Below are 20,949 nucleotides of genomic sequence, written 5' to 3' on the forward strand. Positions count from 1 at the left end.
TTGTTAGCGTCTTTTTTATAAATGCGGCATTTACTATTTCATGTATTTGCTTAAATACTTTTTAAATACAGGGTCTGTTTTAGCAAGCTCTTTTTGCTCAGCTAATATCTCTTTTAAAATCACACCCGAGGTAAGCGGGTTAGCCAGTACAACCCTAAACACAACCGTAGGTTGATTATCGTATTGAGCTGGGGTCAAACGTGTACGCGACACAAACGAACGACCTGACTCACGCTGGCGTTTTTGCATACTGGCTGTAAAACGATTTAGTGAGGCAAAAATATCAATCCGTGTTTTTTCATCAGCCTCAGCAATCGCTTGTTTTATTTGTTTTGGCACATAACGATAAGTGAGCAAGCACAGTTCAGGTTCTGAAATAAGCTCAAAATCTTCATCTGCTTTGATTAAATCAGCAAAATATTTTGCTTTTTTAATACTTCTATCTATTAGCATTTCATAGCCTTTACGGCCAATAACACGTAAGCAAGCATGCACTAACATAGCCATACCAGGGCGGCTACCTTCGAGTGTGTGGCTACCTAAATCTTTAGAGCCCTTACGCAATATATATTCAGCATGGTGTTCTATTGCATCGGTTGCAGCGGGGTCTTTAAATAACACTAAACCTGCGCCCATCGGGACATACATTTGTTTGTGGGCATCAATTGTAATTGAGTCTGCTCGCTCAATACCATTCAACAAAGGACGGTACGTGTTCGATAACAACGTTGCCCCACCCCATGCTGCATCAACATGAAAATGACAGTTAATCTCTTGCGCTAAATCAGCCATTTCGTTAAGCGGATCAATATTGCCGGTTTCGGTTGTACCTGCAACACCAATAATCGCCATTACTTTAATGCCTTTGGACTCAAGCTCGCGGGCTTTGTCTCGCATGGCAGTTACATCGACCTTGTTGTCATCCGTTGTTTTAATACCAATTAAGTTGTCGCGCCCTATCCCTAATAAATCAACCGATTTCCCTAATGAATAATGACCACGTTCTGAAATTAATACCGCTAAGCCTTTGTATCCATAATGCAGCATACCAGCCACTAGCCCTTGGGCTGCAATACCGGTAAATTCACCATCGGCTTTTAACAAACGATTTCGAGCAATCCAAAGCGCAGTAATGTTTGCAACCGTGCCACCAGAGCAAAATGCACCTAATGAAGTTTTAGCGCTGTGCATCCATTTAGAGTAGAACGCATCATTTTGGCCATAGACTAAATGATGCATCATACCTAACACCTGACGCTCAAGTGGAGTAAATGCCTTAGATGTCTCAATTTTTACTAGATTTTGATTTAGTCCCACCATCAACTTTGACAGTGGCAGTAAAAAATGCGGTAAAGCTGATGTCATATGACCAATAAAACTTGGTGCAGCCGTATGCACAGAATGCGCAACAAGTTGCTCCATTATGTCTTGAGCATAAGCAGATACAAACGTTGGGTTTTCTGGGATCACCGCAGCTTGAAAGTCTTTTTCAATTTCATGTAATGGTTTTTCGATTGCCGCTATATTTTCGTTTAAAAAACCTGCTAAATTACTCGATATTTCAAGCTCAATTTTGCTTAAAGTTGAGTCAGGCGCTTCAGGTACAGTAAATATACGCTTGAGGCTTTCTTTAGAGGCGACGGCACAACGCTTTTGATCCATCTTAATACCTAGTGTGTGTTGCTAAAACACCTGTTTAACTAGTAAAAACGCCCAAATATGGCGGTAAGTTAAGCAATAGTGTTTCTAAATAATTGCGCTAACTGTACTGCAATATAAGTAAAATGTCTCGTTAAAACCCTTAAAAGCAACACCACGCATGACAAAAAAGTGTTAATTTAATTAAAATTTTATTTAATCTAATAAATACTAATTATTTATTGGGCAATTTTGTATTTTAAGTATAATCATTAAAACAATAAAAAAGGGACAGGCAATGCTTAAGGGAAGAGTGAAAGTAAGCTGGTTTGTGGCTGGTTTTGCTTCATTTTTAGTCAGTTTAATGGTCTATATTTACTACACCTACCACACAACCCGCGCTGAAATTATGGAATCTGTTGATGCGCGCCTTCTTAATGCCGCAGCCAGTGTTAAGCATATACTCGGTGATGACTACCTAAATACCATGAATCAAAACGGTCAAATTAATTTTTTTGACTATGAAGTCAAAAGCAGGCAGCTTTCTGAGTTTGCACAAGCGCTTGATGTGGCATATGTATATGCAATGATATTAAAAAACAACCGCGTATACTTTACTGCATCTAGCTATACGCAAGACGATATGAACAATGGCAAAATAACGCAATATTTAGATTTATACCCAGAAGCAACCGATCTCAACATAAGCGCTTTTTACTCCACTGAGCCGGTATTTGAAGTATCGGCCGATCAATGGGGACACTTTAAAACTATATTTATCCCTTTTGTTGACGATACAACAGGTAAAACTTACCTTACTGGCGCTGATATAACGATTCTTGATCTTAACCAAAAGCTAAGCGAAAGCGTCTCTAAAGCAGCTGCTATGGCAAGCTTCTTCTTTTTTATAGCTGTACTCGTTGCCGCTATTTATGTTTACTTACTTAAGCGCTCATTAGCAACAGACTCCAGTACTGGGTTTGAAAACCACATTGCGTTGGAATACTTACTTAAAAAAAGTAACAGTCATCATATGCAGTTAGCCGTTGTCTGGGTGAATGAAATTGAAGATATAAATAGCTTTTACGGCACCGAAATCGGCGACAAAGTAATGAAAAACTTGCTTATGCATTTTAAGAGCCGCTGTTCTGCCAACTGTCATTTATACCGCTTAGCCACCAATAAATTGGTGCTACTATCACCTAAAGAAACACCTTATGAAGAGCTGAACGATTTAATCGAAACCTATAATGCCAATACGCCTTTATTAACTGATCCATTTATATACATCACATTATGTGCAGGTATTGCGACGGGTAATAAATCACTATTACTTGAAAATGCTCATATTGCTGCACTACAAGCAAAGCAAGGTAGGCACACAGTCATTAATTATTCTAAAGCACTTCACGATGTTAAAACTCAATATCAATACAATGTAGAAATGGCCAAAGAAGTGCATGATGCATTTGATAACAACCGTATTGTGCCCTACTTTCAGCCAATAATAGATACCAAAACAAACCAGATAGTGCAGTACGAATGTTTGGCACGAATGGTTACCGCAAGCGGAGAGATTTTAAAACCCGATGCGTTTTTAAATGTAGTTACTCGCTCCAGAATGGACGGGTTATTAACCCGCACTATATTTTCACAATGCATTAGCCGCTTTAGAAAAACAAACATTTGTTGGAGCTTAAATATAACAGCGCAAGACATGTTAGATCCAAGCTTAAATGAATTCATCACAAACGAGCTTAAGCGCTATCCGCACCCAAGCAATATCACTTTAGAGTTAATAGAAACTCAAGCGATTGCAAATTATTCTGAAGTTAAAGCATTTATTTCTATGGTTAAAAGTAAAGGGGTTAAGGTAATAATTGATGACTTTGGTAGCGGTTATTCAAATATTTCAAATGTTCTAAAACTTGAAGTTGACGGTATTAAGTTAGATGGCGGATTAATAAAACAGATAATACACGATAACGACATTTACTTATTTATTGAGCATATAGCGGCATTTGCTAACCAATTAGATTTACAGCTAATTGCTGAATCTGTAGAAAACGCAGCCACCGTAAATGCGTTAGAAAAAGCAAATGTGACGCTAATGCAGGGTAACCATTTTGCCCAACCTACGCCACAATTTGCTACACCAGAAAATGCTGAATTAGTCAGTTAATTAACCAAACGTTAGTGATAAAGATATTTTGAGTCGATAGAAAAACGCTTAAACATAACTTAAGTTAAATCAATAACAAGCCGGTGACTTTGCTGACCACTGGCCCAATATTTTCGCTCAAACGGGGTGATTGCATCGTCGCTGTGATAAGACTGCACTTCGCAAATATGGCTGGTTAGTTCAAGCGCCCTTGCAAATTCTTTAACATATATGTCCCAGTTACTGCGTACTTCTAATAAGCCACCTAACTTAACAATATAAGGAAATATAGCTGCACCGTGCCATCTGCGTTGAATATGTTTAGATTTAGGCCATGGATTTGGATACAACAAATAGTGGTGGCTTGGCTGCCAATTTGCTGCAACTGCTAAGCGCCAAAAATCATTTAAATCAGCCTGTACCAAAATATACTGACCTCTGTCGCTTTGCTTATATTGAACGTCGTGTTTATCAAGCCTATGCGACGACTTATCAATCCCGACCACAAGAGCATCTGGATGAAGCTTAGCTAAGTTAGCAGTACTTTCACCTACACCACAGCAAGAGTCTAAAATAAGAGGGCCATTAAATGCCTTAACCTTTTCATTAACCTCATCAAATGCCGCTTGCGTGTGTGCTGCAATAGGCTTTTTAAACTCGGCGTTTAAATGCTTATTTACTATTTCATCAAGCTTTTCGTGAATACCGGCCTGATTAGATACAATACTTCGAGAATTTGCATCACTCATTAATGTCTTAGCCCCACACCTTTTTTGATTAATGTAAGCGCAACAGTAAATAGCACGGTAATAAACACTAAAATAACACCTAATGCGACGGTTAAATCAACATCCGATACACCTAAAAACCCGTACCTAAATGCGTTAACCATATAGATGATAGGGTTGATTTGCGATACATTTTGCCAAAACTCAGGTAGCAAGGTAATTGAATAAAATACGCCACCCAAGTACGTTAGCGGAGTAAGTATAAATGTGGGAATAATACTAATGTCATCAAAGCTATTAGCGTAAATAGCGTTAATTAAACCACCTAGCGCAAACACCGCCGAGGTTAAAATCACCGTTGCCATAATTACAAATATATTGTGTATTTGAATATCAACAAACAACAGCGATACACAGGTAACAATAAAGCCCACCATCATGCCGCGAGTCATACCACCGCCCATATAGCCTAGTACTATAATGTAATTAGGCACTGGCGCAACAAGCAGCTCTTCTATACTTTTTTGAAATTTAGTCGAGTAAAAACTAGAAGCCACATTAGAATATGAGTTTGTAATAACCGACATCATTATTAAGCCCGGTACAATAAACTCCATATAACTAAACCCACCCATTTCACCAATGCGCGAGCCTATGAGGTTACCAAAAATAACAAAATACAAACTCATTGTTATGGCAGGTGGTACTAGAGTTTGCACCCAAATACGTAGAAAACGAATACACTCTTTAATCCATATACTTTTTAGCGCTACGCCATATTTAAACATTTATTCGCCCCGCCCTTGCTCTAGTAATCCTACAAATAGCTCTTCTAATCGATTGGCCTTATTACGCATACTTAATACAGTATTGCCTTGCTCTGTAAGCGCACTAAACACTGCATTTAAGCCCTGTGATTTAGCCACTTCAACCTCAATAGTGTGATCGTCCGTCATGGTAAATTTATAACCTTGCAACGTGACTGGCTTAGCTGGCATTTTTAAATCAAGTACAAACGTTTCTTTATCAAGCTTTGCAAGCAGTGCTTTTATCGTCGTGTTTTCAACAATGCGACCGGTATCGATAATGGCAATGTTTTTACACAACAGTTCTGCTTCTTCTAAGTAATGGGTAGTTAAAATAATCGTTACGCCTTGTTCATTAATTTTGCGTAAAAACTCCCACATAGAGCGTCGTAACTCTATATCTACACCCGCTGTTGGTTCATCAAGTATAAGTAGCTTTGGCTCGTGCATCAGTGCGCGTGCAATCATTAAACGACGCTTCATACCGCCTGATAAAGTACGCGCTTGTTTATCTTTTTTCTCAAGCAAACCAAGCTGGGCTAAATATTTATCAGCACGCTTATGTGCCTCGCTACGCGGTACACCGTAATAACCTGCTTGGTTTACTAATATTTGGGTCAACGTTTCAAATTGGCTGAAGTTAAATTCTTGTGGTACTAAGCCTAAATGCGCCTTGGCAGCTTCAAGATGGGTATCTATATCGTAACCAAATACCTCCACTTTACCTTCAGTTTTATTGACCAAAGACGAAATAACACCAATCGTTGTTGATTTACCTGCGCCATTTGGCCCAAGTAATGCAAAAAAGTCGCCCTCGTCTACTTGTAAATCAACACCTTTAACAGCCTCTACGCCGTTTTTGTATACCTTGGTAAGGCCTTCAATATTTAATGCAATACTTTGCTTACTCATTACTTACCCTCACCATAACCCCAACGTTTTGTTAGTGTATGCTCAATGTTTAAATGATCTAAAATGCGAGCCACCATAAAATCGACTAAATCTTCTATGCTTTGCGGCTTATGATAAAAGCCCGGCGCTGCAGGCATAATGGTAACGCCCAAACGCGATAGCTTTAACATGTTCTCTAAATGAATCTCGCTAAAAGGCGTTTCACGCGGCACTAAAATAAGCTGGCCACGTTCTTTAATCACTACATCGGCCGCACGTTCTAGTAAATTATCAGATGCGCCTACAGCAATCGCCGATACTGACCCCGCACTACATGGACACACAACCATTTTTTTAGGCGCTGCAGAGCCAGAGGCTACAGGACTAAACCAGTTATCTTTACCAAATACTTGTAATTGTTGTGGCTGTGCATCAAATAGCGTATTTAACTGCTCAGTGGCTTTATCTTCATTTGCCGAGAGCTTTATGTTTGACTCAGTATCAAGCACAACTCGGGCTGCGCTCGAAATAAGTACATACACTTGGTATTGCTGCTCTAGTAACACTTCAAGCAGCTTTAAACCATATGGTGCGCCAGAGGCACCGCTGAACGCTAAGGTGATTTTATCTTTAAATTGCAAATTATTCTCCGCTGAATTTATCAGCCAAACCATCTACTAGTTGCTGATGAAGGCCGTTAAAACCGCCATTACTCATAATTAAAATATGTTGATCAGGCTGCACATTTTCAAGCACCGTATTTATAATAGCTTGCGTACTATTAAAGCACTGCATGCCCGCTTTTTGAGCTTGCTCGTTAAGCGACCAGCCTAAGTTATCTGGTTCAAACAAAAGTACGTCATCAGCATCAGTTAATGAAGCAAGAAGCGTATGCTGATGTACACCCATTTTCATGGTGTTTGAGCGAGGCTCTAAAATAGCAATAATTTTTTCATCGCCGACTTTAGCGCGTAAACCCGCCAAGGTTGTTTTAATCGCTGTTGGGTGATGAGCAAAATCGTCATAAACCTTAATACTGTTTATGTCGGCCTTGAGTTCCATTCGCCTTTTCGGACTTATAAACTCGGCAAGTGCCTCAATACTGTGGCTAACCGCAATCCCTACATGGCGCGCTGCAGCAATTGCCATAATCGCATTTTTAACATTATGTTCGCCAATTGCGCCCCAATTAACCGTACCTTGCCGTTCATTATTCAAAAGTACTTTAAACTCACTGCCATCGGGTTTAATTAGTTCGTAACCCCAATCAATGCCTAGCGTTTCGCTTTCACTCCATAACCCTTGCGATATAACGTCTTCAAGTGCTTTGTCTTGTTTTGGCCAAATTACTTTACCGCTGTGAGGTAGTGTACGCATTAAGTGGTGAAATTGTTTTTTAATTGCGTTTAAATCATCAAAAATATCGGCGTGATCAAACTCTAAATTATTCAAAATTAATGTACGCGGTAAGTAATGGACAAACTTGCTGCGCTTATCAAAAAAAGCGGTATCGTATTCATCTGCCTCAATAACAAAAAAAGGGGTTTCACCTACCTTTGCCGACACACCAAAATTTTGCACTATGCCGCCAATTAAAAACCCCGGGTTTAAACCAGCATATTCTAATATCCAGGCAAGCATACTCGCTGTGGTTGTTTTACCATGCGTACCAGCTACCGCAAGCACCCACGAGTTTTGCAATAAGTTATGCTTTAACCACTCTGGGCCGGAGGTATAAGGTAAGCTCTTGTCTAACACATATTCAACACACGGATTACCTCGGCTCATCGCATTACCAATTACTACCATATCGGGTTTTGGCTCTAATTGAGATACGTCGTAACCTTGAGTGAGCTCAATACCAAGTTCTTCAAGCTGGGTGCTCATAGGTGGGTAAACGTTTTGGTCTGAACCTGTTACTTTATGGCCAAGCGACTTAGCAATAGCTGCAATACCACCCATAAACGTACCGCAAATGCCCAAAATATGAATATGCATATACTTTCCTTAAACCGTATGCTCACTTTGCAGCTGTGCAAAGTTTAATGGCGCTATAATGCCAAATTTCGCGCTTACTTACCATTATATGTAGGCATTTTACTAATGCTTAAAGTCATTATCACAAACAAAAAAGCCTTCTAAATTAGAAGGCTTTTTGCAAAGTAAATTAAATTACATACTTAAAAAAACAATTAAACCCAAGCCTAAAACTAACCGGTAAATTACAAAAGGTAACATTCCCATTCGTTCAATCACTTTTAAAAATAAATAAATACACGCATAGGCAGATAAAAAAGACAGTACCACACCTAGTAGCAATGTACCCCAATCAACAACGTGGTCACCCAATGCAAGTTCTATTGTGTAATAAAGCCCCATCATTGAAATTACAGGAATAGCGAGTAAAAACGAAAAACGCGCTGCACTTTGCTTATTCATGCCTAGCATTAAACCCGCTGTCATTGTAATACCTGAACGAGAGGTACCCGGGATCATAGCAACGGCTTGCGCCAAGCCAATCATTAAAGCCGACTTCCAATTAAGTTGATAAATTGTTTTAACTTGTTTCCCTTTAGCATCAGCGTACCAAAGCAATAGGCCAAAAATAATCGTCGTGGCTGCAATGACCCATGCACTTCGAAGGTATAACTCAACAAAATCCTTAAGTAACAAACCAAATACAGCAGCAGGTATTGTCCCTAAAATAATCCACCAGCCGAGTTTACTGTCGTCTGTTTTACCTTGTGTGCCAAACGATTTAAACCACGCACTGAGAATGTCAGCCACCTCTTTACGAAAATAAATAACAACCGCTATTAATGTCCCTACATGCACTGCAACATCAAAAGCAAGTCCTTGGTCTTCCCACCCTAATATTTGTGAGGGTAAAATTAAATGTGCCGAGCTAGATATGGGTAAAAACTCAGTAAAACCTTGAATTAGCGCTAAAATTATTATTTCTAAAATACTCATGGGTTAGAAAACTCCACCTTCCATAGTTTTTGTTGAGGGTTATTATATGCATTCCATAATTGAGCAATTGTTTGCTTAGCTACAGGGTGATAAAAACCGGGGGCAACCTCACTGAGAGGCTGTAATACAAATGCATTCTTAGTTATTTCGTCACGTGGTAATTGCGCGGGGCTATCGCAAATAACATCGTCGTAAAACAATAAATCTAAATCAAGGGTTCTTGGGCTGAACTTTTTATCGTTCGGTGTGCGACCATTATCACGCTCTATTTTTTTTAGTAATGCACACACTTCAGCTAACGGCTTGTCTGTTTTTGCCCCAACGACCGAATTATAAAAGTTATTACCTACGAAACCGACAGCTTCGCTTTCAAAAACAGACGAGTGCTCTATATTCGTAAAATGCGTTTTAAGTGCTTTTAAGGCACTTTGCATATAGTGCTCTTTGTTAATATTTGACCCAAGGCTAATAAATATTTGCGCCATTTAAACGCTTGCCTTATTACGTGTTATTTCTACTCCAACAGTTTGCGCTTGCGCAACTGCAGCAGGTTTACTCACTCTTATTTTAACTTGTGTTGTATTAAACTCAGTTAAAATAATGTCTGCTAATTGTTCAACAAGTGTTTCAAGTAACTCAACAGGTTTAGCTGTACTATGCGCAATGACACGCTCGCTTACTTTTGCGTAATCAAGGGCTAAATTAATGTCATCATTTGCGGCGGCTGGTTTAATATCACTTAGCATTTCAATATCAAAATAAAGGCTCTGTTTACTTTCTTTTTCAAAGTCGTACACTCCAATAATAGTGTCGACGTGCAATTGAGATATAAATACCTTATCCATTGATACTCCAAAAGACCAGCAACTGTTCTAACCACATAAACTAATTATAAATTAATATTGTATATGCTTTAAACAGTGTTTAAATATGTAAAAATTCCTTCTACAATAGCAAAATAACGCGTTTAGCTAAATTTGGTAGAAGTATATTAATTTTCACGATAAATTTTGCCGCCAATAATAGCCCAAAAACGATGTTAATTGCATTAAATGTAATGGGTATAACGATAAAAATATAAGGAACTATGTGTTAGCTATTTTGATGTTTGTTTTAGCGTACCTACTTGGGTCGATTTCATCGGCTATCTTAGTGTCGCGTCTATTTAAACTTCAAGATCCCCGCACACATGGCTCAAATAATCCAGGCGCAACTAATGTTTACCGCTTAGGTGGCGCTTTTCCTGCTGTTTTAGTTCTTGTTTTTGATATTTTAAAAGGCACGATACCCGTGTGGGGGGCTTATTTTTTACAACTTGAGCCTTTGGTACTTGGCTTAGTTGCCGTTGGCGCCTGTTTAGGCCACATGTACCCTGTATTTTTTAATTTTAAAGGAGGTAAAGCCGTTGCAACAGCATTTGGGGCTTTACTCCCAATAGGTTTATCCCTAGCTGGGTTATTAATTACTACTTGGCTAATTATAGTCGCAGTGAGTCGCTATTCTTCTCTTGCCGCCCTAGTCACGGTTTTACTCGCACCGCTTTATACGTGGTTAATTAAGCCACTCTATACGCTGCCAGTGGTTTTTATTACGGTGCTTATTATTTTTCGCCATCGAACAAACATAGTGAGACTATTTGCTGGTGAAGAACCAAAAGTGGGAGCTAAAAAAGCCCCCACTGATGAAAACAAACCAACATAACCAAGTACTTAAATAGGCTCGAGGCTGTCTATTGGCCACCGAGGCTTAGTTTTCATATCAAGGGTTGCAAACTGCCCTGCTTTTAAACGTTGCATACCGGCATAAGCAATCATTGCACCGTTATCAGTACAAAACTCCGTACGCGGATAATACACTTCGCCCTTCATACCCTGCATGACTCTTTCGAGCTGAAGCCTAAGCTGGGTATTTGCACTTACACCGCCCGCAATCACTAAACGCTTGATACCTGTTTGCTTTAGCGCTCGCTTACATTTAATAACCAAGGTATCAATAACAGCGGTTTGAAATGCATGCGCAATATCAGCTTTAGTTTGCTCGTCATCGTCATTTTCATTTTCATTTTCATTTTCACGAATGGTAATCGACGCCGCAGTTTTTAATCCACTAAAACTAAAATCAAGCCCGGGTTTATCTGTCATTGGGCGAGGAAAGATAAATCGCTTTGGAATACCTTGCTCTGCTAATTTTGCTAAGCGGGGACCACCCGGGTAATCAAGACCTAATAACTTAGCTGTTTTGTCAAAGGCTTCACCTGCAGCGTCATCAACAGACTCGCCCAATACTTCGTATTGGCCAATTCCTTCAACTTTTACCATCATGGTGTGGCCACCAGAAACAAGTAAAGCAATAAACGGAAACTCTGGCACCTTGTCTTCAAGCATGGGAGCAAGTAGATGCCCCTCCATATGATGAACCGCAACAGCAGGGATCTCCCATCCGTAAGCCAATGAGCGACCAATTGAAGTACCCACTAATAGCGCCCCAACTAAACCAGGGCCGGCTGTATAAGCAATACCATCTAAGTCTTCAGGACCACAACCCGCTTGAGCAAAAGCTGCATCAATAAGCGGAAGCGTTTTACGAACATGATCGCGTGACGCCAGCTCGGGAACCACGCCACCGTAGTCAGCATGTACTTTTACTTGGCTATATAACTGATGAGCTAATAAGCCTTTCTCGTCATCATATATTGCTATACCTGTTTCATCACATGACGATTCAATGCCTAAAATTCGCACTGTACTTCTCCTGCTTTTTTATCACTACTTAACCAAAGTTCAAGTTACTTAATTTGTTTATAACGCCAAACCAATATTTGTTTGACCATCAACAATAGCAAATTTTTTCAGCGCCTTTACACTTTCTGAAGTAATACGCCCCATACTTTCAACAAAGTCAATAAGCTCGGCTAGCACTTCAATTTCGTACTGCATTAAAGGGTGCTCCCTAACAGCCGTGTTGTCTGCAATTTCACCTTCAACTGTCATCTGGTATTCAATAAAGCGCGCAACGGTTGCTTGCGAAATTTTACTAACACTTACAAACTCTTTATCGTCTTGTGCCATTAAACCATGCATCAAGCTCAGTAATGACGTTGCCGCATCAATAGCTGGGTATGTACCAAACATATCAAAATCAGCGAGTTCTGGAACATTAGGTTCCACTTTTTCAACTTGCTTTTCTAAGTCAATCTTACTTTTTGGCAGTAAGATTTTTTCCCAACAAACATTAAGCGCATTACGAAGTAACGTTTCATCACCAAACCCCGTAGCCTCACTAAATAAGCCATAATTTGGCAACATACGTTCAATTAGCGCACTTGCTAATACCGCTTTTTGTAAATAGTTTAGCTCTCTAATACGCTGAAAATTATTTGCTTTAGTCATTCTTTAACGTCTCACATGACCAACAAAAATCAAATGTTGATCCATTATGCTCATTACAGTTAGGACAAACCCAATCTGGAGCGGATTGTTTTACTTGCTGATAGTTTACCAATATTTGTCGCGCATGGCGCTCTTTTATCGCATAAACCTGTATACTCACTTGCGCCTGATCGAAAGGAATTTCCCCAAGTGCACCTTGAAGCATTTCTCCTACAACTTTACACTCTATTCCACCCGCTTGAATTAACCCCTTAACAATATTAGCCTCTAACGTGTTGGCTGCCTTATAAATTGTTATCCAATTAAAAGCACTATCTGTTGTGTTTTTATAAGTTTGCAATATCGACCTCGATTATTTTGTGTGTACAATACCTAAAGGTATTGAGAAATTTATTAAACAATATTCAAAAAGGCGCAAGCATGACACTTACAACTCCGGGTCTACTTTTTCCAGCTATATCTTTGTTACTTCTTGCTTATACAAACCGATTTTTAGTACTTGCGCAATTAATAAGAGAGTTAAATGCCAGAGAAGGCGAGTCAATTCGCCCTGTGGTGGTTGCGCAAATTACCAATTTAAGAAAGCGCATAAAGCTCATAAGAACCATGCAAGTTTACGGTGTAGGCTCTTTTTTATTATGTACCTTGTCTATGTTTGCTCTTTTTATTGAGTTTAATACCACAGGAATTATTTTATTTGGCGTAAGCCTAACCTGTTTAAGTTTATCTTTACTAACGTCTTTATTTGAAATTCATATTTCATGTGATGCAATAGAAATTGAACTTCAAAATATTGAAAACAAACCATTAAGTAACAGAGCAAACAAAAACTTTGATAATAAAACAAGCTAAAAGACTAAAATTCGTGCAGATATTTTAATTATTGCTTAATCAACGCCCTACTTTGTGGCATACTTTTTCATTAATTAGCATAATAAATTTACCTAATATTTTTATTTATAGATTTATACCTGCTTTTTAGTATTAACTTTGCCAGATAAGGATGTTAGGTGAATAAAAAATTATTAGTCTTTAGTCTAAAGGTTAATACTTTTTAACATCTTTACACTTTTATTATTGTGCAAACAGATATATTGTGTAGTTTATCTTTTTAAATTTACATATATTTATTAATAGTTTAGACAGAAAATTGATGTATTAGTACATCACAACTTACTTATAAAAAGGGACTATAAAGTGAGATTTGACCAATTAGAACAATTTGTAGCACTGGGTGTGTTACGCCACTTCAGACAAGCCGCAGAAAAAACAAAAATTAGTACTTCTGCACTTACCCGCAGTATTCAGACCCTAGAAGATGAAATGGGCTATGAGTTAGTTACGCGCTCAACCCGCTCAGTAAAACTAACTCCTGAAGGCGAATTATTTTTAGATTACGCCAAAGATACACTTAGCGAATTAGAAAACACCAAAAAACGCCTATTTCAATCTGTTCATGGCAATGCCGATGAAAAACTCATTATTGGTTACACTAATAAAGCGAGTAACATTGTGCCTATTTCATGCGGTCAATTTTTAGCGCAATACCCACATGTAAAAATCGAAATGCAATTGCAAGAACAGCATGAGTTAACACGCAAGCTTCAGGAAGGTGAAATAGACATTAGCGTTTATTCTCAAGCTGTAAATAGTATTGGTAGTGATATTCATTTGCCTGATCAGCTTATTTTATTTGTATCTAAGCATCACCCGCTTGCCCAAAAAAATGACATAAGCAAACACCAACTAGACTCCTATTCAGCCTTTGGTTGTTTCTCTCAATCAAAACAAGTTCAAAGCATGCTGAACGAGGCCATTGATTCTTTAAATAAATCATCAACTATCAAAATGGGCAGTATTGAACAGGTTATCTCTGGCATTATTAAATCTGATAGTTTTGCAATCGCCAGCATTGAGCATGCAAACACTGTGGCAGAACACACCGATCTTGTTCAGTTAAAAACAAATAAAGATTTAAGCCATGAGCAACTAATTGTTCAGACAAACCAACAAACCACAGTTACGGAGCACTTAGCACATTTGCTTTCACTTATTAAAAAAGCAGCCACAACCCTGAATTAATTCAGCGTTCTTTTTTGAGACAGGTGCGACATAAAACAATAGCTTTTTACTCTTTTTCGGCTAAACTGGCGCACCTTCAAAAAAAGAACCTCCTAAATGATCAACTTTTCAACCGATGGCCCGTTTTATAACGATATTGAAAGCCGCGGTTATACAGTTATTCCCAATGCCTTAAACAAAGAATTAATAGCTGATTTAATGGCTGATTGTTATCGCATAAATCCGCATTTTAGCCATGCTGGTATTGGTCGCTTAAATCATTTACAAATTGACGATAATATTCGAAAAGATAAAACTTATTGGTTTGATGGTTCGTCCCAAGCACAATTAGCCTACCTAGCTGTTATGGAAAGTATTCGCACAACGCTCAATCGCACTTTTTTTATGGGTCTGTTTGATTACGAATGTCACTACGCAAAATACACTCACGGTGATTTTTATAAAAAACATGTCGATGCATTTAAAGGACGATCTAATAGAGTATTTACTAGCGTTTTATACTTAAACACGCCCAATGAGGGCGGTGAGCTTGTTATTTATAAGCCTAAAAGCAAAGTGGTTGAAGTGAGCATTTCGCCAGAAGCGGGGACATTAGTTTTATTTGAAAGCGAACGCTTTGTTCACGAAGTATTACCAGCAGTAGATAATCGGTATTCAATTGCTGGCTGGTTTAGAAAAAACGCATCCATTAGCGGAATAGTTGATCCACCTCGTTAATATAGCTAAATGTTAATGGGGTACGAGAGCAATAGACCAATAAAAATAGCCATACCAACATAATGATTATTTAAAAAAGCTTTAAAGCATGCGTCTCTATCACGTTTTAAAATTAATACTTGTTGGTAAACGAGTAATGCTGTGGCTATAAGTAATCCAGCCCAAAAAGCCATGTTTAACTGATTAATAAACCCAATATAAGCAACAAGTGCGATAAATAGAGCATTTAATATAAAAATGATATGGCGGTCAAAGCGACCAAATAAAATAGCGGTAGATTTAACACCAATTTTCACATCATCATCTCTATCGACCATGGCATACATGGTATCGTACGCAACCGTCCAGCATACATTTGCAGCAAACAGCAACCAAGCCTGTAGAGGTAGTGCATCAATAGATGCCATATAAGCCATAGGAATTGCCCAACCAAATGCTGCACCCAGCACGACTTGTGGCAACTGGGTATATCGCTTCATAAACGGATAGCAAAATGCGAGCGCAAGTGCACCAACAGACAATACAATAGTGTTAACGCTCAGCATTAAAACCAAAATAAACGCTAAAGTGATCAGTAATAAAAATAGACTTAGCGCTTCGCCGCTTGCGACAGTACCAGATGCAAGAGGACGTTGGGCTGTGCGTTTTACAGAACCATCTATTTTTCTATCTGCAAAATCATTTATCACGCAGCCTGCACTACGCATTACTACAACCCCCAAAGTAAACACTATAAAATTAATTAAGCTCGGCATCCCACTATTTGCGAGCCATAAAGCCCAATAGGTTGGCCATAAAAGCAATAAAGTACCTATGGGCTTATCAACACGCATAAGCTGTAAATAATAAGAAAAATGTTTTGCTTTTAAACCTGCTAATTTCATGAGTAAAGGTACGCCCCAGGTAAAAATACTTCCGCCACCAAAAATTGGTAATCATTTAACGAAAACACGCTACGCCTGCCTAATAGAGTTTGAGTTGGTAAATTTAGCTGGGTAACCAAATTCTGTAATGAATGTTTGCTATCAAAACGCGCAATTTCAATATTTTGACGAACAAGCTCAGGTTGTTGAAAAATAACATCGCCTAAAGGGCGCTCCCCCATATTATGAAGCGAGTTGTGCGTTTGGTTATTTGGCAGCCAACTTTGAGCGTAAACCATGGGGTTATTATCGCACAACAGAAGCACCTCTCGGTTTAACGCCGATGACGTTTTACAGCCTAGTAATTGCTGTTGTTCATGACTTAAATTAAACGCCTGTTCGCTGAGTACTTTTACACTAAAAGAGGTTGCTTTACTTTTTAGCTTAGCGGTTAAAGAATGCGGCTCAAAAAGCCATTCTTGCTCTGTAGGTGTTAAGTCATCGGTTTGTATATCCGATAGCCAGTTAGCTGATAAAGATAAAGGAAAAGTTGTCACAATAACTCAATAAAATATAATCCAAGCAAATGATAACATTGCCTAAGCATTTGAAAAAGTGCCTATTCACCAACCTAAGTAACTAATATAAATAATTGCTTGGCGCTGTTTATTACCTATTATTAAGTATAAACTATTTACAACAGGTTTTCGGAAACGCTTTAAATATGAAAAAAATAGTATACGTAGGTCTTCTTACATTAATTATGAGTTTAGTGAGCCTAAGTGCCCGTGCAGAGTCAACGGTTGGTTATTTTGGTTTTGAACCTGACATAATTACTAATTATATTGGCGCATCAAGTAAAAAAATGGGTTACGTGCGCGTTACCGTTGACCTAATGCTTAGTAACAATTCAGACATAGCCATTGTTGAACATCATACCCCTTTATTAAGAGATGCTATTGTAGAGATTTTTTCGAAAGAGCCAGAAGAAAAAATAAAGTCATTGACTGGTCGAGAAGAAATTCGCGCAAAATGTATAGAAAAATTAAAAAGCCTGTTAAAAGAAGAAACAGGCCAAGAAATTATACGTGAAGTACTATTTACAAAGTATTTGTACCACTAAATTCAACTATTTGTATGCTTTTTAGTAAACAGTTGAGCGGTGTAGGCAAACGCCATTCCGCTCACTAGCCCCCCTAAATGTGCCCAATTAGCCATTCCAATAAACAACACATCAGCAAAACCAAGTACTAACCAAACAAGCATAAAACCTATAATTGAGGTACTCACCAATGCGGGTTTTTCTGGATTTAAAAAGCTATGGATCCAGCAATACCCCAGTAAGCCGTATACCACGCCACTTAGCCCACCAAAATTAGGCCCAACAATTAAATATTGCGCCCAACTACTAATTAAAGCAGTAATAAAAAACAGGCCAATTAAGCTCAATTTTCCGCATTGTTTTTCAATATTGTCACCAAGCGATATCCACCAAATTAAGTTAAACACAATATGTATAGCACTAAAGTGAACCAAGGCTGGCGTAAACCACGTCAATGGGTATGAGGGGTTAAACTGTAATGCAGAATAAATGCTCTCGAAACCACCCTGTAAAAATGCAACATAAATAACAATACTGAGTACACTTACCGATTGATTAAGCCAACTCAGCGCTTTGAACCGCGCTTTAAGGTTAAGCGATTGCCCTTGGTATTTTAAAGGTGATTGCGTACTACCTACACTCCAAGAAGCTTGCTGGTAACGAGGATGGCCTGGGTTTTGAGTAAACTCAGCCCAAAGCGGCTGTACCTGATGAAAATGCTCTTCGGATACGCTAATAATAACGTGGCTACCATCAGTTGAATGTAAGTGCCCGTCTAAACCTTGGCTTTTTAAATAATCTATAAAGCCTTGTGCGGCACGCGGGTTATTTAAACTGCCAAGCTCTATCATCGTTCAACTTTCTCGCTGTAGGCCGCTTCCCAGGCTGTAAAGCCACCATCCATGCTATATACATCCTCAAAACCTTGCTCAACTAAGTAACTAGCAGCACCTTGCGAACTCATGCCGTGGTAACAAACAATAATAATGGGCTGATCAAACTCTTTTTCCATCATAAACTGGGCAATATTTGCGTTCGATAGTGCTTCGGACCCCGGAATATGACCTGCTTGATATGAGTTAGGATCGCGTATATCTGCAATTACTACGTCTGCTTTGTCTAATAACTCATGCGTTTGCGCAATAGATATATGTTTAAATGCCATTGAACTCTCTTTAATAAATAAAATAAAAAAGGCGGCCATAGCCGCCCTTCTTGCAATTTTTTTGGAATTAATCCCAGTTTAAAATTACTTTTCCTGACTGACCTGAAATCATCATATCAAAGCCAGCTTGGAAGTCATCTACAGAATATTGATGTGTAATGATTGGGCTTAAATTAAGACCTGACTGTATTAAACTTGCCATTTTGTACCAGGTTTCAAACATTTCGCGACCATAAATACCTTTAATCACTAAACCTTTAAAAATAACTTGGTTCCAATCTACTGCCATGTCTGATGGTGGAATACCGAGCATGGCAATTTTGCCACCATGGTTCATATTATTAAGCATTGAATTAAATGCACTTGGCACACCCGACATTTCAAGACCAATATCAAAGCCTTCTGTCATGCCTAGATCGGTCATAACATCTTCAAGCTTTTCATTTGCAACATTCACCGCGCGAGTTGCGCCCATTTTGCGGGCAAGCTCTAATCGGTACTCGTTAACATCAGTAATTACTACATGACGCGCGCCTACATGTTTTGCAACAGCTGCAGCCATAATACCTATAGGACCGGCACCAGTAATTAGTACATCTTCTCCTACTAGATCAAACGAAAGGGCTGTGTGTACAGCATTGCCAAATGGGTCAAATATAGAGGCTAATTCGTCAGATATGTTGTCTGGAATTTTAAATGCATTAAATGCAGGGATCACCAAGTACTCAGCAAACGCGCCTTCGCGATTAACACCAACTCCTGTGGTGTTACGGCATAAATGCACACGCCCAGCACGACAATTTCGACAATGCCCACAGGTAATATGACCTTCGCCAGATACCCGATCACCCACTGAAAAGCCGCGAACTTCTTGACCCATATCAACCACTTCACCAACGTATTCATGGCCAACAACCATAGGTGTAGGAATTGTTTTACTCGCCCACTCGTCCCATTTATAAATATGAACGTCGGTGCCACAAATCGCTGTTTTACGTATTTTAATTAACAGATCGTTATGGCCCACTTCAGGCTTAGGTGCATCTGTCATCCAGATACCCGGTTCTGCTTTTAATTTAGATAATGCTTTCATAATTTACGCTCACAAAAACCAAGTCATTTCTTAGTTTTAAAAATTAAATAACGCCCATTTCTTTACCAATGCGGGTAAAGGCTGCAATAGCTGTATCTAGCTGCTCTATACTGTGCGCTGCTGATATTTGCGTACGAATACGTGCTTGGCCTTTTGGTACAACAGGGAATGAAAAACCAGTCACATAAATACCTTCTGCAAGTAATTTATCAGCCATAAGTGAGGCCACTTTAGCGTCACCTAGCATCACAGGAATGATGGCATGATCTTTACCTGCGCAGGTAAAGCCTGCCGCTTCCATTTGCTCACGGAAATATTTAGCATTAGACCAAAGCTTAGCGCGAAGCTCGCCACCATTTTCAAGCATCTCTAGTACTTTAATTGATGCAGTTACAATTGAAGGTGCTAATGAATTTGAGAATAAGTAAGGGCGCGAACGCTGACGTAACCACTCAACAATTTCTTTTTTACCTGAAGTGTAACCACCTGATGCGCCGCCCAGGGCTTTACCCAATGTACCAGTAATTATATCTACACGGTCAAGTACGTTACAGTATTCAGGTGTACCCTTACCATTTTCGCCAACAAAGCCTACAGCGTGAGAGTCATCAACCATAACAAGCGCATCGTACTTATCAGCTAAATCGCACACAGCTTCTAAGTTACAAATTACGCCATCCATAGAGAACACGCCATCGGTGGCAATTAACTTTGTTTTAGCGCCCGCTTCGTCTGCGGCAATTAATTGCTTTTCTAGATCAGCCATGTCGTTATTTGCATAGCGAAAACGCTTAGCTTTACATAAACGAACGCCATCAATAATCGAAGCATGGTTAAGTGAATCAGAGATAATCGCATCTTCTGCATCTAAAATAGTTTCAAACAAGCCTGTATTAGCATCAAAACAAGAAGAGTATAAAATGGTGTCTTCGGTTTCTAAAAATGCACTAATTTTTTGCTCAAGTGTTTTGTGAATGTCTTGCGTACCACAGATGAAACGCACAGAGGCCACACCAAAACCGTGGTCGTCTAAACCGCCTTGCGCTGCTTTAATTAACTCAGGGCTATTTGCTAGACCTAAGTAGTTGTTAGCACAAAAGTTAATAACTTTATCGCCAGATGCTACTTCAATTTGAGCTTGTTGCTGCGAGGTAATTATACGCTCGCTTTTATAAAGGCCTTGGGCTTTAACGTCTTCAATTTGCTCTTGTAATTGGCTAAAAAAAGCAGATGCTCTCATCTGTAGTCTCCATTTAATTGAACGGGTAAACAACAACGTTGATGCCACTGTTTATGATGGTGTATATTGTAAAAGTTTAACGAGAAAAATGCACGGTTTGC

The 20,949-nt window shown here is 39.0% G+C and carries 24 protein-coding genes; 6 read left to right on the plus strand and 18 right to left on the minus strand.

Annotated elements, in window-relative coordinates; translation table 11 throughout:
* Positions 1-33: 33 nt before the first annotated feature.
* Positions 34-1,662 (minus strand): pyridoxal-dependent aspartate 1-decarboxylase PanP, encoded by a 1,629-nt coding sequence (gene panP, locus R0J88_RS03710; protein WP_410899115.1) that lies wholly within the window; start codon positions 1,660-1,662, stop codon positions 34-36.
* A gap of 274 nt (positions 1,663-1,936) precedes the next feature.
* On the opposite strand from panP, the gene R0J88_RS03715 reads away from it, so the two are divergent.
* Positions 1,937-3,820, plus strand: a complete 1,884-nt coding sequence (locus R0J88_RS03715; protein WP_410899116.1) for an EAL domain-containing protein — start codon at positions 1,937-1,939, stop codon at positions 3,818-3,820.
* 59 nt (positions 3,821-3,879) lie between these two features.
* Here R0J88_RS03715 and trmB read toward each other — a convergent pair whose 3' ends face one another.
* The 8 genes from trmB to folB form a co-directional block, all read right to left on the minus strand.
* Complete coding sequence (gene trmB, locus R0J88_RS03720) at positions 3,880-4,548, minus strand: tRNA (guanine(46)-N(7))-methyltransferase TrmB (RefSeq protein ID WP_410899117.1); 669 nt, start codon at positions 4,546-4,548, stop codon at positions 3,880-3,882.
* The gene (locus tag R0J88_RS03725) at positions 4,548-5,315 is read right to left on the minus strand and encodes an ABC transporter permease (RefSeq protein ID WP_006791561.1); all 768 of its coding nucleotides are present in this window, start codon (positions 5,313-5,315) and stop codon (positions 4,548-4,550) included. The genes trmB and R0J88_RS03725 overlap by 1 nt, the downstream gene beginning before the upstream one ends.
* The gene (locus R0J88_RS03730; protein WP_006791562.1) at positions 5,316-6,245 is read right to left on the minus strand and encodes an ABC transporter ATP-binding protein; all 930 of its coding nucleotides are present in this window, start codon (positions 6,243-6,245) and stop codon (positions 5,316-5,318) included.
* Entirely contained in the window at positions 6,245-6,865 is a 621-nt protein-coding gene (locus tag R0J88_RS03735) for a flavin prenyltransferase UbiX (RefSeq protein WP_006791563.1), read from the minus strand. The genes R0J88_RS03730 and R0J88_RS03735 overlap by 1 nt, the downstream gene beginning before the upstream one ends.
* 1 nt (position 6,866) lies before the next feature.
* Positions 6,867-8,222 (minus strand): UDP-N-acetylmuramate:L-alanyl-gamma-D-glutamyl-meso-diaminopimelate ligase, encoded by a 1,356-nt coding sequence (gene mpl / locus R0J88_RS03740; protein WP_410899118.1) that lies wholly within the window; start codon positions 8,220-8,222, stop codon positions 6,867-6,869.
* A 174-nt stretch (positions 8,223-8,396) separates the two neighbouring features.
* A complete protein-coding gene (locus R0J88_RS03745) occupies positions 8,397-9,197 on the minus strand; it encodes an undecaprenyl-diphosphate phosphatase (protein ID WP_410899119.1) in 801 nt (266 codons plus the stop codon).
* Positions 9,194-9,682 carry a 2-amino-4-hydroxy-6-hydroxymethyldihydropteridine diphosphokinase gene (gene folK / locus R0J88_RS03750; protein ID WP_006791566.1) on the minus strand — a complete coding sequence of 163 codons (489 nt, stop codon included), beginning with the start codon at positions 9,680-9,682 and terminating at the stop codon, positions 9,194-9,196. The genes R0J88_RS03745 and folK overlap by 4 nt, the downstream gene beginning before the upstream one ends.
* The gene (gene folB / locus R0J88_RS03755; protein WP_006791567.1) at positions 9,683-10,042 is read right to left on the minus strand and encodes a dihydroneopterin aldolase; all 360 of its coding nucleotides are present in this window, start codon (positions 10,040-10,042) and stop codon (positions 9,683-9,685) included. It lies immediately after the preceding gene.
* A gap of 244 nt (positions 10,043-10,286) precedes the next feature.
* On the opposite strand from folB, the gene plsY reads away from it, so the two are divergent.
* Positions 10,287-10,898 carry a glycerol-3-phosphate 1-O-acyltransferase PlsY gene (plsY, locus tag R0J88_RS03760; protein ID WP_006791568.1) on the plus strand — a complete coding sequence of 204 codons (612 nt, stop codon included), beginning with the start codon at positions 10,287-10,289 and terminating at the stop codon, positions 10,896-10,898.
* Positions 10,899-10,906: 8 nt separating this feature from the next.
* On the opposite strand, the gene tsaD is transcribed toward plsY, so the two are convergent.
* Genes tsaD through R0J88_RS03775 form a run of 3 tightly spaced genes read right to left on the minus strand, consistent with a single transcriptional unit; the run spans position 10,907 to position 12,926 of the window.
* Entirely contained in the window at positions 10,907-11,938 is a 1,032-nt protein-coding gene (gene tsaD, locus R0J88_RS03765; RefSeq protein ID WP_410899120.1) for a tRNA (adenosine(37)-N6)-threonylcarbamoyltransferase complex transferase subunit TsaD, read from the minus strand.
* 57 nt (positions 11,939-11,995) lie between these two features.
* Positions 11,996-12,586, minus strand: coding sequence for a YjaG family protein (locus R0J88_RS03770; protein ID WP_410899122.1), 591 nt, complete (start codon positions 12,584-12,586; stop codon positions 11,996-11,998).
* Positions 12,579-12,926 (minus strand): DUF2007 domain-containing protein, encoded by a 348-nt coding sequence (locus R0J88_RS03775; RefSeq protein WP_006791571.1) that lies wholly within the window; start codon positions 12,924-12,926, stop codon positions 12,579-12,581. The genes R0J88_RS03770 and R0J88_RS03775 overlap by 8 nt, the downstream gene beginning before the upstream one ends.
* A gap of 80 nt (positions 12,927-13,006) precedes the next feature.
* Between R0J88_RS03775 and R0J88_RS03780 the strand changes: the two genes are divergently transcribed.
* The 3 genes from R0J88_RS03780 (at position 13,007) to R0J88_RS03790 (ending at position 15,385) form a co-directional block, all read left to right on the plus strand.
* Positions 13,007-13,438, plus strand: coding sequence for a DUF2721 domain-containing protein (locus tag R0J88_RS03780; protein WP_006791572.1), 432 nt, complete (start codon positions 13,007-13,009; stop codon positions 13,436-13,438).
* 345 nt (positions 13,439-13,783) lie between these two features.
* The gene (locus tag R0J88_RS03785) at positions 13,784-14,668 is read left to right on the plus strand and encodes a LysR family transcriptional regulator (protein ID WP_410899123.1); all 885 of its coding nucleotides are present in this window, start codon (positions 13,784-13,786) and stop codon (positions 14,666-14,668) included.
* A gap of 96 nt (positions 14,669-14,764) precedes the next feature.
* Positions 14,765-15,385, plus strand: a complete 621-nt coding sequence (locus tag R0J88_RS03790; protein ID WP_410899124.1) for a 2OG-Fe(II) oxygenase — start codon at positions 14,765-14,767, stop codon at positions 15,383-15,385.
* A 5-nt stretch (positions 15,386-15,390) separates the two neighbouring features.
* On the opposite strand, the gene ubiA is transcribed toward R0J88_RS03790, so the two are convergent.
* Positions 15,391-16,269 (minus strand): 4-hydroxybenzoate octaprenyltransferase, encoded by an 879-nt coding sequence (gene ubiA / locus R0J88_RS03795; protein ID WP_058430194.1) that lies wholly within the window; start codon positions 16,267-16,269, stop codon positions 15,391-15,393.
* Entirely contained in the window at positions 16,266-16,805 is a 540-nt protein-coding gene (locus tag R0J88_RS03800; RefSeq protein ID WP_006791576.1) for a chorismate--pyruvate lyase family protein, read from the minus strand. The genes ubiA and R0J88_RS03800 overlap by 4 nt, the downstream gene beginning before the upstream one ends.
* A gap of 167 nt (positions 16,806-16,972) precedes the next feature.
* On the opposite strand from R0J88_RS03800, the gene R0J88_RS03805 reads away from it, so the two are divergent.
* Complete coding sequence (locus tag R0J88_RS03805) at positions 16,973-17,371, plus strand: flagellar basal body-associated protein FliL (RefSeq protein WP_006791577.1); 399 nt, start codon at positions 16,973-16,975, stop codon at positions 17,369-17,371.
* 2 nt (positions 17,372-17,373) lie between these two features.
* Here R0J88_RS03805 and glpG read toward each other — a convergent pair whose 3' ends face one another.
* The 4 genes from glpG to R0J88_RS03825 all read right to left on the minus strand — a co-directional run bounded on the left by glpG (position 17,374) and on the right by R0J88_RS03825 (position 20,848).
* Positions 17,374-18,201 carry a rhomboid family intramembrane serine protease GlpG gene (gene glpG / locus R0J88_RS03810; RefSeq protein WP_410899125.1) on the minus strand — a complete coding sequence of 276 codons (828 nt, stop codon included), beginning with the start codon at positions 18,199-18,201 and terminating at the stop codon, positions 17,374-17,376.
* A complete protein-coding gene (gene glpE / locus R0J88_RS03815) occupies positions 18,198-18,515 on the minus strand; it encodes a thiosulfate sulfurtransferase GlpE (RefSeq protein ID WP_410899126.1) in 318 nt (105 codons plus the stop codon). Before glpE ends, glpG begins: the two co-directional genes overlap by 4 nt.
* Before the next feature lie 67 nt (positions 18,516-18,582).
* A complete protein-coding gene (gene tdh, locus R0J88_RS03820; RefSeq protein ID WP_006791580.1) occupies positions 18,583-19,608 on the minus strand; it encodes an L-threonine 3-dehydrogenase in 1,026 nt (341 codons plus the stop codon).
* A gap of 43 nt (positions 19,609-19,651) precedes the next feature.
* A complete protein-coding gene (locus tag R0J88_RS03825) occupies positions 19,652-20,848 on the minus strand; it encodes a glycine C-acetyltransferase (protein WP_410899127.1) in 1,197 nt (398 codons plus the stop codon).
* Between the last annotated feature and the right edge of the window lie 101 nt (positions 20,849-20,949).

Origin of the sequence: Pseudoalteromonas sp. SIMBA_162, from assembly GCF_046535955.1 — a bacterium.
In the GTDB taxonomy this organism is placed as follows: Bacteria; Pseudomonadota; Gammaproteobacteria; order Enterobacterales; family Alteromonadaceae; genus Pseudoalteromonas; species Pseudoalteromonas marina.

Excerpts from the sequence above, each read along its gene's own strand:
- panP (WP_410899115.1), bottom strand. The coding sequence starts at position 1,662 with ATGGATCAAAAGCGTTGTGCCGTCGCCTCTAAAGAAAGCCTCAAGCGT.
- R0J88_RS03715 (WP_410899116.1), top strand. The coding sequence starts at position 1,937 with ATGCTTAAGGGAAGAGTGAAAGTAAGCTGGTTTGTGGCTGGTTTTGCT.
- trmB (WP_410899117.1), bottom strand. The coding sequence starts at position 4,548 with ATGAGTGATGCAAATTCTCGAAGTATTGTATCTAATCAGGCCGGTATT.
- R0J88_RS03725 (WP_006791561.1), bottom strand. The coding sequence starts at position 5,315 with ATGTTTAAATATGGCGTAGCGCTAAAAAGTATATGGATTAAAGAGTGT.
- R0J88_RS03730 (WP_006791562.1), bottom strand. The coding sequence starts at position 6,245 with ATGAGTAAGCAAAGTATTGCATTAAATATTGAAGGCCTTACCAAGGTA.
- mpl (WP_410899118.1), bottom strand. The coding sequence starts at position 8,222 with ATGCATATTCATATTTTGGGCATTTGCGGTACGTTTATGGGTGGTATT.
- R0J88_RS03745 (WP_410899119.1), bottom strand. The coding sequence starts at position 9,197 with ATGAGTATTTTAGAAATAATAATTTTAGCGCTAATTCAAGGTTTTACT.
- folK (WP_006791566.1), bottom strand. The coding sequence starts at position 9,682 with ATGGCGCAAATATTTATTAGCCTTGGGTCAAATATTAACAAAGAGCAC.
- folB (WP_006791567.1), bottom strand. The coding sequence starts at position 10,042 with ATGGATAAGGTATTTATATCTCAATTGCACGTCGACACTATTATTGGA.
- R0J88_RS03770 (WP_410899122.1), bottom strand. The coding sequence starts at position 12,586 with ATGACTAAAGCAAATAATTTTCAGCGTATTAGAGAGCTAAACTATTTA.
- R0J88_RS03780 (WP_006791572.1), top strand. The coding sequence starts at position 13,007 with ATGACACTTACAACTCCGGGTCTACTTTTTCCAGCTATATCTTTGTTA.
- R0J88_RS03790 (WP_410899124.1), top strand. The coding sequence starts at position 14,765 with ATGATCAACTTTTCAACCGATGGCCCGTTTTATAACGATATTGAAAGC.
- ubiA (WP_058430194.1), bottom strand. The coding sequence starts at position 16,269 with ATGAAATTAGCAGGTTTAAAAGCAAAACATTTTTCTTATTATTTACAG.
- R0J88_RS03805 (WP_006791577.1), top strand. The coding sequence starts at position 16,973 with ATGAAAAAAATAGTATACGTAGGTCTTCTTACATTAATTATGAGTTTA.
- glpG (WP_410899125.1), bottom strand. The coding sequence starts at position 18,201 with ATGATAGAGCTTGGCAGTTTAAATAACCCGCGTGCCGCACAAGGCTTT.
- glpE (WP_410899126.1), bottom strand. The coding sequence starts at position 18,515 with ATGGCATTTAAACATATATCTATTGCGCAAACGCATGAGTTATTAGAC.
- tdh (WP_006791580.1), bottom strand. The coding sequence starts at position 19,608 with ATGAAAGCATTATCTAAATTAAAAGCAGAACCGGGTATCTGGATGACA.
- R0J88_RS03825 (WP_410899127.1), bottom strand. The coding sequence starts at position 20,848 with ATGAGAGCATCTGCTTTTTTTAGCCAATTACAAGAGCAAATTGAAGAC.